This window comes from Pseudomonas fragi, from assembly GCF_002269505.1.
In the GTDB taxonomy this organism is placed as follows: domain Bacteria; phylum Pseudomonadota; class Gammaproteobacteria; order Pseudomonadales; family Pseudomonadaceae; genus Aquipseudomonas; species Aquipseudomonas fragi_D.
Genome location: NZ_NQKQ01000002.1, coordinates 67,040 through 80,092, shown reverse-complemented (window position 1 = coordinate 80,092; position 13,053 = coordinate 67,040). Strand labels below are relative to the sequence as shown.

General features: G+C 58.1%; 14 protein-coding genes. 6 read left to right on the top strand and 8 right to left on the bottom strand.

Annotated elements, in window-relative coordinates:
- Positions 1–126: 126 nt before the first annotated feature.
- Entirely contained in the window at positions 127–339 is a 213-nt protein-coding gene (locus tag CJU81_RS02880) for a cold-shock protein (RefSeq protein WP_095035428.1), read from the top strand.
- 92 nt (positions 340–431) lie between these two features.
- Positions 432–920, top strand: a complete 489-nt coding sequence (locus CJU81_RS02875) for an RDD family protein (protein WP_095035427.1) — start codon at positions 432–434, stop codon at positions 918–920.
- A 155-nt stretch (positions 921–1,075) separates the two neighbouring features.
- On the opposite strand, the gene CJU81_RS02870 is transcribed toward CJU81_RS02875, so the two are convergent.
- From CJU81_RS02870 to rpoE, 4 genes are all read right to left on the bottom strand, one after another.
- A complete protein-coding gene (locus CJU81_RS02870) occupies positions 1,076–2,497 on the bottom strand; it encodes a DegQ family serine endoprotease (protein ID WP_095035426.1) in 1,422 nt (473 codons plus the stop codon).
- Between the two features lie 179 nt (positions 2,498–2,676).
- Entirely contained in the window at positions 2,677–3,639 is a 963-nt protein-coding gene (locus CJU81_RS02865; protein ID WP_095035425.1) for a MucB/RseB C-terminal domain-containing protein, read from the bottom strand.
- An 8-nt stretch (positions 3,640–3,647) separates the two neighbouring features.
- Entirely contained in the window at positions 3,648–4,238 is a 591-nt protein-coding gene (locus CJU81_RS02860; protein WP_095035424.1) for a sigma-E factor negative regulatory protein, read from the bottom strand.
- Positions 4,239–4,269: 31 nt separating this feature from the next.
- Entirely contained in the window at positions 4,270–4,851 is a 582-nt protein-coding gene (rpoE, locus tag CJU81_RS02855) for an RNA polymerase sigma factor RpoE (protein ID WP_048359852.1), read from the bottom strand.
- Between the two features lie 515 nt (positions 4,852–5,366).
- Between rpoE and nadB the strand changes: the two genes are divergently transcribed.
- Positions 5,367–6,983, top strand: coding sequence for an L-aspartate oxidase (gene nadB / locus CJU81_RS02850; protein ID WP_095035423.1), 1,617 nt, complete (start codon positions 5,367–5,369; stop codon positions 6,981–6,983).
- Here nadB and CJU81_RS02845 read toward each other — a convergent pair.
- A complete protein-coding gene (locus CJU81_RS02845) occupies positions 6,952–7,404 on the bottom strand; it encodes a protein YgfX (protein ID WP_095035422.1) in 453 nt (150 codons plus the stop codon). The two genes, nadB and CJU81_RS02845, sit on opposite strands and share 32 nt — an antisense overlap.
- Positions 7,388–7,642 (bottom strand): FAD assembly factor SdhE, encoded by a 255-nt coding sequence (locus tag CJU81_RS02840; protein WP_003440597.1) that lies wholly within the window; start codon positions 7,640–7,642, stop codon positions 7,388–7,390. The genes CJU81_RS02845 and CJU81_RS02840 overlap by 17 nt, the downstream gene beginning before the upstream one ends.
- A 148-nt stretch (positions 7,643–7,790) precedes the next feature.
- On the opposite strand from CJU81_RS02840, the gene ygfZ reads away from it, so the two are divergent.
- A complete protein-coding gene (gene ygfZ / locus CJU81_RS02835; protein ID WP_095035421.1) occupies positions 7,791–8,735 on the top strand; it encodes a CAF17-like 4Fe-4S cluster assembly/insertion protein YgfZ in 945 nt (314 codons plus the stop codon).
- 32 nt (positions 8,736–8,767) lie between these two features.
- Positions 8,768–9,571 (top strand): HDOD domain-containing protein, encoded by an 804-nt coding sequence (locus tag CJU81_RS02830; protein ID WP_095035420.1) that lies wholly within the window; start codon positions 8,768–8,770, stop codon positions 9,569–9,571.
- 30 nt (positions 9,572–9,601) lie between these two features.
- Here CJU81_RS02830 and CJU81_RS02825 read toward each other — a convergent pair whose 3' ends face one another.
- Complete coding sequence (locus CJU81_RS02825; RefSeq protein ID WP_095035419.1) at positions 9,602–11,002, bottom strand: sensor histidine kinase; 1,401 nt, start codon at positions 11,000–11,002, stop codon at positions 9,602–9,604.
- A complete protein-coding gene (locus CJU81_RS02820) occupies positions 10,995–11,666 on the bottom strand; it encodes a response regulator (RefSeq protein ID WP_095035418.1) in 672 nt (223 codons plus the stop codon). Before CJU81_RS02820 ends, CJU81_RS02825 begins: the two co-directional genes overlap by 8 nt.
- A 354-nt stretch (positions 11,667–12,020) precedes the next feature.
- Here CJU81_RS02820 and CJU81_RS02815 point away from each other — a divergent pair, with 354 nt between their 5' ends.
- Positions 12,021–12,998, top strand: a complete 978-nt coding sequence (locus CJU81_RS02815) for a Bug family tripartite tricarboxylate transporter substrate binding protein (RefSeq protein WP_095035417.1) — start codon at positions 12,021–12,023, stop codon at positions 12,996–12,998.
- The last annotated feature ends 55 nt before the right edge of the window (positions 12,999–13,053 follow it).

Genomic DNA, 13,053 nt, shown 5'->3' with positions numbered 1-13,053 from the left:
GACCTGGGCAGTAGCTCAACGTTTGCTACATCCCGTTCTGCGTCTCTTACTTTCCTGCAACCCAGCACCAGTACTCTTTCATTTGAAAGAGGCTGTCATTAATTGTTAGCGTCAAGGAATTAAGAAATGTCCCAACGTCAGAGCGGTACGGTCAAGTGGTTCAACGATGAGAAGGGGTTTGGTTTTATCACCCCTGAAGACGGCCCGGACCTGTTTGTGCACTTCCGTGCCATACAGGGCAATGGCTTCAAAAGCCTGAAGGAAGGCCAGAAAGTGACCTTCATCTCGGTTCAAGGTCAAAAAGGCCTACAGGCGGACGAAGTTCAAGCCGAAGGCTGATCTCGTACACAAAAGCCTCTGATGGTGACATCAGAGGCTTTTTTATGGCCGTTATTCCGTAAGATGGCTTTTTTCCTTCACGAGACCCTGCCATGTCGAAACAACCACTTAGCCCTCAAGGCGACTTTCCCACCGTTGGCCTGGGGCGCCGCCTGGCAGCCATGTTCTACGACTTTCTGCTGTGTACCGCCCTGCTGATCGTCACCACCTTTATCTACAAGCTGATCATGATGAGCTTTATTGGCGAAGCCAAAATGCGTGAGCTGTCAGAAGCAGGCGCACTGGACGGTGACCCGCTGTTGTCGACCATCCTGTTTTTTGTCCTGTTCGGCTTCTTTGCCAAGTTCTGGACCCATTCCGGACAAACCCTGGGCATGCAGGTCTGGGGGGTTCGCGTGCAGAACGCCGATGGTACGGCTATCAGCCTGTGGCAAGCCTTGCTGCGCTTTATCGTTTCCATTGGCTCATGGCTATGCCTGGGGCTGGGTTTTATCTGGTCTGTCTTCGACAAGCAAAACCGCACCTGGCATGACATGTATTCCAATACGCAGTTGGTACGCATCCCCAAGCAGAAGAAATAAAAAAAGCCCGTATCTCGCGATACGGGCTTGATGATAACGGTTAGCTCCCTGTGGGAGCGAGCCTGCTCGCGAAGCAGACAGCGCAGATGTCAGTTAAACACTGCCACTGCTGTTGCGAACAGGCTCGCTCCCATCCAGGTCAGCCTTCAGTTAACTTACTCCGCCAGCTTGAAGGTGATGAAGCTGGCACGCCCCTGACGCAGAACGCGCATCGACACCGAACGGTTCTTCGGCAATGCCTTGGCGATCTCGGTGAACTCCTTGCCATTGGTGATTGCCTGATTGTTCAGGTGGGTAATCACGTCACCAGGCTGCAGGCCAATCAAGGCTGCTGGACCGTCCTGAACGTCAGTGATGATCACACCGCCCTTGATGTCGTTGGCCTTCTTCTGCTCTTCACTCAGGTCAGCAACGGACACACCGAGACGATTGCTGCTTTGCTCGGCGCCGTTAACCGAAGCGATATCTTTCGCGTCATCAGGGATGGCGCCAACAGTCAGGTCCAGGGTTTTGCGCTTGCCGTCACGAATCACTTCAAGCGTTGCCTTGCTCCCTGCCTTGAGGGCACCAACCAGGTGCGGCAAATCTGCCGACATGACGATCGGCTGACCGTTCATGCTCAGGATCACGTCACCAACCTGCAGGCCGCCTTTGGCAGCCGGGCCGTCATCCAGTACCTGTGCTACCAGTGCACCGGCAGGTTTATCCAGACCAAAGGACTCGGCCAGGTCCTTGTTGACCTCTTGAATCACCACGCCCAACCAGCCACGGCTAACCTTGCCGCCAGCCTTGAGCTGGTTGGCCACGTCCATCGCCACATCGATTGGAATCGCGAAGGACACGCCCATAAAGCCGCCCGAACGGGTGTAGATCTGCGAGTTGATACCTACTACTTCACCTGCCAGGTTGAAAAGCGGACCACCCGAGTTGCCCGGGTTGATCGGCACGTCAGTCTGGATAAACGGCACATAGCTTTCATTTGGCAGGCTGCGCCCCATGGCACTGATGATGCCCTGGGTCACGGTGTGGTCAAAGCCAAACGGCGAACCGATGGCAACTACCCACTGGCCGGCCTTGAGGTCCTGAGACTTGCCCAGTTTCAGCACTGGCAGGTTCTTGCCATCAATCTTGAGCAAGGCCACGTCGGAGCGCGGATCTGTGCCCACCAGCTTGGCTTTCAACTCGCTACGATCGGACAGGCGCACGATGATTTCATCGGCATCAGCAACCACATGGTTGTTGGTCAGGATGTAGCCATCGGGAGAGATGATAAAACCCGAGCCCAGGGACTGGGCCTCGCGCTGACGACCGCCTTTGCCGGCAGGTGGCATGCTGCGCTCGAAGAACTCGCGCAGCCCCGGCGGCAGGCCTTCCAGGTCGGGCATTTGACCCATGCTGGAGACCCGCCGCTCCGGCAATTTTTGCGTAGTGCTGATATTCACCACGGCCGGTGAGGCTTGCTCAACCAATTGGGTGAAGTCAGGTAGCTGCGCTTCAGCCATGACCGGCACTGCCTGCCCGAGCATCAGCACGGCTGCAAAAATGGGTAGATAAGATTTCAATCGAGGCATCGACATACAGCTCCCGTTAATAACAGCAGAGTTAAGCGACAGGCACCAAAAAACAAGTCCAAAGCATAGACCGTTTTTCAGGCCCCGGAAAACAAACAAGGCCAGAGCCCTTGAGGGCCCTGACCTTTATAAAAAGACAAAAAAATGGCAAATCGAAAATTGTCACCCGCCATGTCGGTGCAACCCTATGGTTTGGCCTGGGCGTCGTCTTTGCCGACACGCATCGAGAGTGCGATCCGCTCCGCAGTTCCCATCGGGATTTCACCCACCACAGTGGCCATCATGTCGCCCTGAGGTGTGCTCAGGTGTCGTGTGACGGCGGCTGTAGGCCCCAGCTGAACACGGGCATCAGGCACCGCAGCCCCCTGCAGCGGCTCGATAAACACGGAGAAGCGCGTCAGCCCGTCGTCATACAGCAGGCTGGTGACTTCGATCCGGGTGCGCGGGTCACGGTGTACCGTGCTGCTGACTTGCTCGAAACCGGAAGGCAGCCAGTCGGAATGCCAGGCCTGGGTTGTGCTGCCCAGTTTGGCCCCGGCGTCCGCCTGGGCAACAGGTTGGCACTTCGCGGCAGGACTGAGCTGGCTGTCATCCGGTGGCGTTGTGGTCAAGGTGGTGAACTGGTAACGCTCAAGCAATTGCCCCTTGTCATTGAGCAACAATGACTTGATAGGCAAACCGGTTTCCCGGTCCAGATACAGTTCAAACCCGTAGCGATGCTGATCACGCGGCGCCAGCGAAATAACCGCTACCGGGCGCCCGGCAACCCTGGAGTTGCCTTCCATTGCCACGGTATACAGATCATTGAGCTTCTGTACATCGAACTGCCGCGCCGCAACAGCGGAGACATCGCCCAGGCGCGGGGCCAGCTTGCCAGTGACACATTCAGTGCGCCCGTCTGCTCGAATCACCTCTTGTGCGGGGCCATCGAGTTGCATCAACCGCTCACGAACCTTGCCATCCTGCACAAGGTGCCAGATGCTGTGGGTAGAAAAACTACCGTTGCGCTCGTAAACGAAAGTGCCTTGATAGCTGTGCTGTTGCTCGGCCTGCCCAAGACGTTTGAGCCAGTCCTGGGCTTCATCCGCATGGGCAGGCACAACAAACCAGCCACTGAGCAGAAGAGGTAGCAAGGGTAGGACGCGCATGATGGTCCTTAACGGTTTTCCAGGCTCGCAGCACGAGCATAAGGCAGTGGGCTTTCAGCCCCTTTCAATGCGGCTTGCTCTGCGTGCTGACGCAGGTACCCTGGCAAACGCTGGTCCTGCCAGCCTGGCTGACCTTGCAGCACACCGTTGGCCATCGGGCCGGTGGCCTGGTCGGCGTTTTCGCTGTAGTTGGCCAGTACTGCCGGGCCCTTGGCCATCGGCGCACTCAGGCTTTGAGCCGGGTTTTGCTGGGCAAGCTGGTTACCAACGATGTCGTCCTGGTTGTACAGGCGTACACCCGCCAGAACAGCGACGGTTACCGACGCGGCTACGGCCAGACGACCAATACTGCGCCACGGCCCGCGGACTACCTTGGCCGGGGTTTGTTCTTCGGCCAGCGCGGCCGAAACGGCAGATGCGATGTCCAGGCGCGGAATCAACAGGTCCTTGTGCATCACAGCACGCGCCACCTGATAACGGGACCAGGTGTCACGGGTTTGTGTGTCGTCGAAGGCATTCAATACCCGACGCAGTTCCAGTTCGTCCGCTTCGTTATCCATCACTGCGGACAGCGATTCCTGCAGGGCTTCACGACTCATGGCGGTTCCTCTCTTGGCTGTCGCCGCTGTCTCAGTTTTCCTGCAACAACGGCTGCAGGGCTTTGTCTATGGCTTCCCGGGCGCGGAAAATCCGGGAGCGCACGGTACCTACCGGGCATTGCATGACGCTCGCAATGTCCTCATAACTCAGACCATCGAATTCACGTAAAGTTAACGCCGTACGCAAATCTTCTGGCAGTAGCTGAATAGTGCGATGAACGGTGCTCTCGATCTCGTCCCGGAGCAAAGCGCGCTCCGGCGACTCAAGATCCTTGAGACCATGATCACCATCGTAAAACTCGGCATCTTCCGAGCTCACGTCACTGTCAGGCGGACGTCGACCGCGTGACACCAGGTAATTTTTCGCCGTATTAATGGCGATGCGATACAGCCAAGTGTAAAAGGCGCTGTCTCCGCGAAAATTACCGAGCGCCCGGTAGGCCTTGATAAAGGCCTCTTGGGCAACGTCCTGGGCTTCATGGGTGTCGTGCACAAAACGCACGATCAACCCGAGAATTTTGTGTTGATACTTCAACACCAGCAGATCGAATGCGCGCTTGTCGCCACGCTGTACGCGCTCGACCAGCTGCTGATCCTCTTCCTGGGCTAGCATGAATACTCCTCATAAGACCGGGAGGAAGATTGCTTTGCTAATTGATCAGGCTTGCAAACATAGACTCGGGCTTTTCGCAAAAGTTCTCTCCCCCCTGGCAAGTTTCCTGCGCGCTCGGATTTGGCACACACGAAAACGCAGCTCGGGCTTGGCCGGCTGCGTCAATAATCTTGTCGTCAAATTCAGCTGTCGAGTCGAAAAAACAAACCCCGCATCAATTTGGACGCCGTTCCCCTGCATCAAGGAGAGCCCACTATGGAACCCCAGGCCATACGAAAAGTTCAAAACCATCGTACGAAACCACCCAAGATGCACTACGAAATCGTACCAGAACTCGAGTCATTCCTGAGCCCTGCCACCACTCGCAGATTAATTGTGCAAATCGACATGCAGACCCTGCGAGTCTGAGGCACACTTTGCGCCCGCTGTAATTTCACAATGCCATAAAGGCCCGGCCATTGTGCCGATCCCCCCTTCTATATACTAGAGGGCGCTTTTTTGCGGATGTCAGAAGAATGAGCCAACATTTTCAACATGATGTGCTGGTGATTGGCAGCGGCGCTGCCGGTTTGAGCCTTGCGCTCACGTTACCCAGCCATATGCGTATTGCAGTGCTTAGCAAGGGCGATCTGGCCAATGGTTCAACGTTCTGGGCCCAGGGTGGCGTCGCCGCTGTTCTGGATGACACCGATACGGTGCAGTCCCATGTCGATGACACCCTCAATGCCGGTGGCGGGCTATGCCATGAAGACGCGGTACGCTTCACCGTCGAGCACAGCCGCGAAGCCATCCAGTGGCTGATCGACCAGGGTGTGCCGTTCACCCGCGATGACACTATCGACCCCGAGCAACAGGGCTTCGAGTTCCACCTCACCCGTGAAGGCGGGCACAGTCATCGGCGCATCATCCATGCGGCCGACGCCACGGGCGCGGCGATTTTCAAGACATTGCTCGAACAGGCCCGCCAGCGCCCCAATATCGAACTGCTCGAACAGCGCGTCGCTGTCGACCTGATTACCGAGCGCCGGCTGGGCATGCCGGGCGATCGCTGCCTGGGCGCCTATGTGCTGGATCGTGCCACAGGCGAAGTTGACACCTTCGGCTCGCGGTTCACCATCCTGGCTACTGGCGGCGCGGCCAAGGTGTATCTCTACACCAGCAACCCCGACGGCGCCTGTGGTGATGGCATTGCCATGGCCTGGCGTTCGGGCTGCCGCGTGGCCAACCTGGAATTCAACCAGTTCCACCCCACTTGCCTGTACCACCCCCTGGCCAAGAGCTTTCTGATTACAGAAGCCCTGCGGGGCGAAGGCGCGCACCTCAAGTTGCCCAACGGTGAGCGTTTCATGCACCGCTTCGACCCGCGGGACGAACTGGCACCGCGGGATATCGTCGCCCGTGCCATCGACCATGAAATGAAGCGTCTGGGCATCGATTGCGTGTACCTGGATATCAGCCATGAATCCGATACATTTATCAAGGCTCACTTCCCGACGGTTTATGAGCGCTGCCTGGAATTTGGTATCGACATCACCAAACAGGCCATCCCGGTGGTCCCGGCAGCGCATTACACCTGTGGTGGGGTAATGGTCGACGAACATGGTCATACCGATGTACCGGGCCTGTATGCCATTGGCGAAACCAGCTTCACCGGCCTGCATGGCGCCAACCGCATGGCCAGCAACTCGCTGCTGGAGTGCTTTGTGTACGCCAAGTCGGCAGCGGCCGACATCCTCGCCCAGGCGCCCGAAATCGCCGCGCCCGTGGCACTGCCGAGCTGGGATGCCAGCCAGGTGACCGACTCTGATGAAGACGTGATCATCGCCCACAACTGGGATGAGCTACGGCGCTTTATGTGGGACTACGTGGGCATCGTGCGCACCAACAAGCGCCTGCAACGGGCCCAACACCGGGTGCGCCTGCTACTGGATGAAATTGACGAGTTCTACAGCAATTACAAGGTCAGCCGCGATCTGATCGAGTTGCGCAACCTGGCGCAAGTGGCCGAGCTGATGATCCGCAGTGCCATGACGCGCAAGGAGTCACGGGGTTTGCATTACACCCTCGACTACCCGCACATGCTGCCCGAGGCCCAGGACACTATTCTGGTGCCAGCCACCTACGCCGACTGAACTTCAGGCGCACGCGCAAGCGCCGGTGCTGATCCGGCGCCAGCGCGGTGGCCGGGATGCACACCGCCCGCACCCGCCACTCACCCGGCAAGCGAAAACGCACAATGACTACCAAGGGCAGCGCCAGGCTGTCGCGGCGCAACTGTACCGCTTGCCAGCCCTTGTCCCGGCTCCACAACTGCCAGCCATCGGCATCATGGCGCAACCGGGTAATGGCACTGCCATGGGTAAGGCGGATGTGCCGTGGCAGCGCCCAGGCCCCGTGCGCCAGACACAGCAAAGCGCCGAGCAGCTGTGCCCAGGCAGGTATTGAAAGCAGGCAAATCGAGATCAGCGCCAGCAACTGGGCTGCAAGATACGCCGCCAGCAATTGCCCGCAGGCATGCCAGCGGCATTCAAAATGATTACTTGGGCTGGACACGATCCAGAATCATCCGAACCATGCGCTGCAGCTCCGGGTCTTCGGACTCGGCGCGTTCCATAAACCAGCCAAACATGTCCTGGTCTTCACATTCCAGCAGCTTGCGATAGCATTCGCGGTCCACGTCATTAAGGGTGGCGTACACCTCCTTGACGAAAGGCACCAGCAACACGTCAAGTTCAAGCATGCCGCGACGGCTGTGCCAGTAGAGACGATTGAGTTCAACATCTTCGACCATGGAGCGCTCCTCAAATAGAACGCAAGTATACAGGCCGATCGATCATAGAACAGACGGCTTTGGTCGGTCCCGTCCATCCTTTGCGAACTACCCATTTGCAAGGCGCACCTCTATGATGTGCTCCAGACTTATTCAACTGCGATGACCCATGGCCGACTCTGCTTTTTTCTGCACCCTGAACCACGAAGGCATTTTTGCTGTGATCGGCAACGACGCCAGCAAGTTTCTGCAGGGGCAGTTGACCTGCAACCTCAACTATTTGAGTGAAACCCGCTCAAGCCTTGGCGCCCGTTGCACGCAAAAAGGCCGCATGCAATCGAGCTTTCGCATTGTGCTGCAAGACAATGGCTGCCTGCTGGCAATGGCCCGCGAACTGGTTGAGCCCCAGTTGGCGGACCTGAAAAAATACGCCGTGTTCTCCAAGTCCAAACTGACCGATGACAGTGCCAACTGGGTACGCTTTGGCCTGAGCCACGGGGATGCCGCACTGCAAAGCCTTGGCTTGAACCTGCCGGCTGAAACTGACAGCGTCGTTCGTGCCAACGACCTGATCGCCATTCGCGCCTCTGAAGGCCGCGCGGAACTCTGGGCCCCTGTCGAACAGACTGAAAGCCTCGTTCAGCACCTCAAGGCTCAGCTGCCCGAGGCTGACCTTAACCAATGGCTGCTGGGCCAGGTTCGCGCCGGTATTGGCCAGGTCATGGCCCAAACCCGTGAGTTGTTCATTCCGCAAATGATCAACCTGCAGGCCGTAGGCGGTGTCAGCTTCAAAAAAGGCTGCTACACCGGCCAGGAAATTGTCGCGCGCATGCAGTACCTGGGCAAACTCAAACGCCATCTCTACCGCTTGTCCCTTGAGGCGGGGCATGACGTACCCGCCCCTGGCACGCCTTTGTTCACCCCGTCCCACAACAGTTCCGTGGGCGAAGTGGTACTGGCCGCGAAAGCCGAAAGCGGTGTTGAACTGCTGGCCGTGCTGACCAGTGATGCTGCGCAATCCGGGGATATTCACCTGGGTGAGCTGCAAGGCCCTGGTCTTTCACTGCTTGAGCTGCCGTATCAACTGGACCGCGATCGCGAAATCCAGCGTTGATTGCCACACATTGAAATGCAGTACCTAGAGAAATGAGCATGCTGGCGCACAGAGTCCAAATGGACTTGCTTAAGGCCATTGATAGAGATGACCTGGTTCTACCCACACTACCGGAAGTAGCGTTAAATATTCGCAAGGCAGCGGAAAACCCTGAAATCAGCGTCAGCAACTTGAGCAAGGTCATAGGTCGCGACACCGCGCTGTCAGCGCGGTTGATCAAAGTGGTCAACAGCCCGATGTTGCGCGCCACTCGCGAGGTGACTGACCTGCACACAGCCATCACCCGCCTGGGGGTCAACTACAGCAGCAATCTGGCGATCGGTCTGGTGATGGAGCAAATCTTCCATGCCCGCTCGGAAGTGGTCGAGCAGAAAATGCGCGATGTATGGCGCCAGAGCCTGGAAGTGGCCGGCATCTGCTACACCCTGTGCCGCCGTCATACCTTGCTCAAGCCTGACCAGGCGGCACTGGGTGGCCTGGTGCATCAGATCGGCGTCCTGCCCATCCTGACTTATGCCGAAGAGCACAACGAACTGCTTTCCGATCCGATTTCCCTTAACCACGTCATTGACAGCATTCACCCGCTGATTGGCGACAAACTGCTGGCAGGCTGGGAGTTTCCGGAAATGCTGTTGAAGATTCCCGGGCTGTATCAGGACTTTTCTCGACAAACCAAGGCCACCGACTACATCGATCTGGTGCAAATCGCTACCGTGTTTATGGATCAGGACATGGAGGCACTCAGCGCCCTGCCCGCTTTCAAGAAGTTGAACGTGGAGGCTGATGACCTGAAGTTTCAGGAGCAACTGCACGAAGCGCGCTGGATGTTTATCTGAACCTCTGGTTGCAGCCGTATGTACCCGCGGCTACAACCGATCTGCACTGACCGGAACAAAACTCACCCGTACTTTCAACCCGCCCTGCGCGCCATCATGCAAACTGATCTGGGCAAGATGGGCGCGACAGATTTCACCCACAATCGCCAGCCCCAGCCCAGAGCCTGCCACCTGCTGATTACGTCGGTAGAAGCGCTCAAATACCCGTTCGCGATCTTCATGGGGAATGCCCGGACCATCATCTTCGACTTCCAGTACTGCGGGTGCTGTCACGCGCAAAATCACATTGCCACCCACCGGTGTGTGGGCCATGGCATTGTCTACCAGATTGCTCAGCAGCTCATGCAGCAACGTGGGCTCACCCTTCAGCCATACAGGCTGGTCGGCTTCAAGCGCCAGGGCAAAACCCCGCGCATGGGCCAGCGGCGCCATGGCCATACCCAGCTCCCGGGCCAATTGACTCAGATCGAGCAACTGTGCACCGCCTTCGGCAATGGCCCGGGCGCCGTTTTCGATGCGCGCCAGCGACAGCAATTGATTGGCCAAATGGGTCAGCCGGTCCGTGCCCTGGGCCGCTTGCTCGAGGGTATGGCGCAATGTCTGCGGATCCTTCGCACGCAACCCCAGTTCAAGCTGGGCCTTGAGGACCGCCAGAGGCGTGCGCAGCTCATGGGCCGCGTCAGCAATAAACTGCGCCTGACGTGCGAACTGCCCACGCAAACGCTCGGTAAAATGATTCAGTGCCTGTACCAATGGCCGTAGTTCTCGCTGCACCGACACCAGCGGCAAGGGTCGCAGATCATCCATCTCGCGCTCCTCCACGGCACTGCGCAAACGCTCCAGCGGGCGCAGTGCCGCGCTTACGGCGAACCACACAACCAGCAATGCCCCCAGCCCCAGCATGCCCAGGCGCAACAAGGTGTCCGCCATCAAGCTACGAGCCATTGCCACCCGCGCTTCATCAGTCTCGGCCACCCGGATTTCCGCCATGCCGTTCATGCTGGGTTCGGTCACCGCCTTGAGCAAGCTCACAACACGCACGTTCTGGCCCAGATAGGTGCCGTTATAGAACCGTGCCAACGCCGGATAATCATCGGTACGCGGCGTGCCTGCAGGCGGCGCAGGGAGGTTTTCATAGCCAGAAATCAACTTTTGATGAATATCGTTGACCTGATAGTAAATACGCCCGGCACTGTCGTAGGCAAAGGTATCAAGGGCAACGTAGGGCACATCCGCACTGAGGCTGCCATCACGCTGCGACAGGCCGGCGGCAATGGTCCGTGCCGATGCCAGCAGGGTGCGGTCATATGCCGTATCGGCAGCCTCGCGACCATTGAAATAAGCACTCAAGCTGCTCGCCAGCATCAACACAACCAGCAACAGCGTAAGGTGCCACAACAGGCTCCAGCGCAAGCTGTCGAGCTTAAGCATCGCGGCCTTCCAGCAAATACCCCAGGCCCCTGAACGTCACGATCGCCACTGCCTGGCCGTCGAGTTTTTTGCGCAAGCGGTGAATGTAAATCTCGATGGCGTCCGGGCTTGCTTCCTCGTCCAGGCCGAACACCTGAGCCGCCAGCTGCTCCTTGCTCATGACCCTGCCAGGGCGCGCTATCAGCGCTTCGAGTACCGCTTGCTCGCGGGAGGTCAGCACCAGCAGATCATCGCCAAGGGTGAAGCGCCGGGTTCCGAGGTCGTAGACCAGGGCGCCGCATTGCTGCAGCCGTTCGCCCCCCAGCACACTGCGCCGCAGCAGCGCCTTGACCCGGGCTTCCAGCTCCGTGAGTTCAAACGGCTTGGCCAGGTAATCGTCGGCCCCCAGATTAAGCCCGTGAACCCGGTCCTTGACGTCACTGCGTGCGGTCAGCATCAACACCGGCAAGGTTTTGCCACGGGCCCGTAAACGCGCCAGTACTTCAAAGCCATCCATGCGCGGCAGACCTACATCCAGAATCGCCACGGCATATTCTTCACTGCTCAAGGCCAGGTCAGCGGCCACACCATCATGCAGAACATCCACGGTCAGGCCTGTACCTTTCAGGGCTTGGGCAACACTCTCGGCCAGCTGTAGCTGATCCTCGACCAAAAGCACACGCATCGGTTTCACCTCGATTTTTTGTCCAGGCCGCAGCCTTTTGTGCGCGGAGTGTACAGACGGCAGGAGTGCTGTGAAGCCTAAAAGCAGTGAATCTGTTTTGAAAGGTTAGCGAAAGGTTGGCCGGCTAGCATCGCGAGACTGACAGCAATCCCTGTCGCCGTCATGCACTGCATGATGGTCCGAAAAACGCCTCGAAGCGTTTTCGCCAATAAGAACAATAATGGAGCACCTGCATGCTGACTTTTCAGCCCAAAGCCCTTCATCCCTGTATTTCACCCCTACCCGCGCTCTGTCGCGATGATTTTGCACACCCCAAAACTGCCCTATAAAAACAAAAGCTCCTGAGGAGACGATATGAAATTCCCCCTGCGCACTCTGGCTCTTGCAGCCGGCTGCATGCTCTTCACTGGCCAACTGCTGGCTGAACCCAAACGCCCCGAATGCATTGCCCCGGCCTCCCCTGGCGGCGGCTTTGACCTGACCTGCAAGCTGGCGCAAAGCGCACTGGTCAACGAAAAACTGCTCAGTAAACCGATGCGCGTGACCTACATGCCCGGTGGCGTAGGCGCCGTTGCCTACAACGCAGTCGTTGCCCAGCGCCCTGCCGATGGCGGCACGCTGGTGGCTTGGTCCAGCGGTTCACTGCTCAACCTTGCGCAGGGCAAATTCGGCCGTTTCGATGAGGGCGCAGTGCGCTGGCTGGCTGCGGTCGGCACCAGCTACGGGGCCATTGCAGTGAAAAACGACTCGCCCTACAAAAACCTCGACGATCTGGTTCAAGCCCTGAAGAAAGATCCGAGCAAAGTCGTTATCGGTTCAGGCGGCACCGTGGGCAGCCAGGACTGGATGCAAACCGCACTCATCGCCAAGGCCGCCGGGATCAACCCACGTGACCTGCGTTACGTGGCACTGGAAGGTGGTGGCGAAATTGCTACAGCCTTGCTGGGTGGGCACATTCAGGTCGGCAGTACGGACATTTCCGACTCCATGCCGCATATCCAGAGTGGCGACATGCGTTTGCTGGCGGTATTCGCCAACGAGCGCCTGGACGAGCCGGAGATGAAAGACATCCCCACTGCCAAAGAGCAGGGCTATGACATTGTCTGGCCAGTGGTGCGCGGTTTCTACCTGGGGCCAAAGGTCAGCGACGAAGATTATGCGTGGTGGAAAGCCGCTTTCGACAAACTGCTGGCCTCCGAAGAGTTCAACACCCTGCGTGATCAGCGCGAGCTATTCCCGTTTGCCATGACCGGCCCGGAGCTGGACACCTACGTCAAAAAACAGGTGGCTGACTACAAGGTTCTGGCCCAGGAATTTGGCCTCATTCAGTAATCCCTGCTGACCGCTGACCGGGCTGTGAGCCTTCGCAGGCCCGGTACAGGAGTGA

What these genes read in the sequence shown, in the direction of transcription:
- CJU81_RS02815 (WP_095035417.1), top strand. Translation starts at nt 12,021, where the DNA reads ATGAAATTCCCCCTGCGCACTCTGGCTCTTGCAGCCGGCTGCATGCTC.
- CJU81_RS02865 (WP_095035425.1), bottom strand. Translation starts at nt 3,639, where the DNA reads ATGCGCGTCCTACCCTTGCTACCTCTTCTGCTCAGTGGCTGGTTTGTT.
- CJU81_RS02820 (WP_095035418.1), bottom strand. Translation starts at nt 11,666, where the DNA reads ATGCGTGTGCTTTTGGTCGAGGATCAGCTACAGCTGGCCGAGAGTGTT.
- CJU81_RS02825 (WP_095035419.1), bottom strand. Translation starts at nt 11,002, where the DNA reads ATGCTTAAGCTCGACAGCTTGCGCTGGAGCCTGTTGTGGCACCTTACG.
- CJU81_RS02870 (WP_095035426.1), bottom strand. Translation starts at nt 2,497, where the DNA reads ATGTCGATGCCTCGATTGAAATCTTATCTACCCATTTTTGCAGCCGTG.
- CJU81_RS02840 (WP_003440597.1), bottom strand. Translation starts at nt 7,642, where the DNA reads ATGGTCGAAGATGTTGAACTCAATCGTCTCTACTGGCACAGCCGTCGC.
- CJU81_RS02880 (WP_095035428.1), top strand. Translation starts at nt 127, where the DNA reads ATGTCCCAACGTCAGAGCGGTACGGTCAAGTGGTTCAACGATGAGAAG.
- CJU81_RS02875 (WP_095035427.1), top strand. Translation starts at nt 432, where the DNA reads ATGTCGAAACAACCACTTAGCCCTCAAGGCGACTTTCCCACCGTTGGC.
- CJU81_RS02860 (WP_095035424.1), bottom strand. Translation starts at nt 4,238, where the DNA reads ATGAGTCGTGAAGCCCTGCAGGAATCGCTGTCCGCAGTGATGGATAAC.
- CJU81_RS02830 (WP_095035420.1), top strand. Translation starts at nt 8,768, where the DNA reads ATGAGCATGCTGGCGCACAGAGTCCAAATGGACTTGCTTAAGGCCATT.
- rpoE (WP_048359852.1), bottom strand. Translation starts at nt 4,851, where the DNA reads ATGCTAGCCCAGGAAGAGGATCAGCAGCTGGTCGAGCGCGTACAGCGT.
- nadB (WP_095035423.1), top strand. Translation starts at nt 5,367, where the DNA reads ATGAGCCAACATTTTCAACATGATGTGCTGGTGATTGGCAGCGGCGCT.
- ygfZ (WP_095035421.1), top strand. Translation starts at nt 7,791, where the DNA reads ATGGCCGACTCTGCTTTTTTCTGCACCCTGAACCACGAAGGCATTTTT.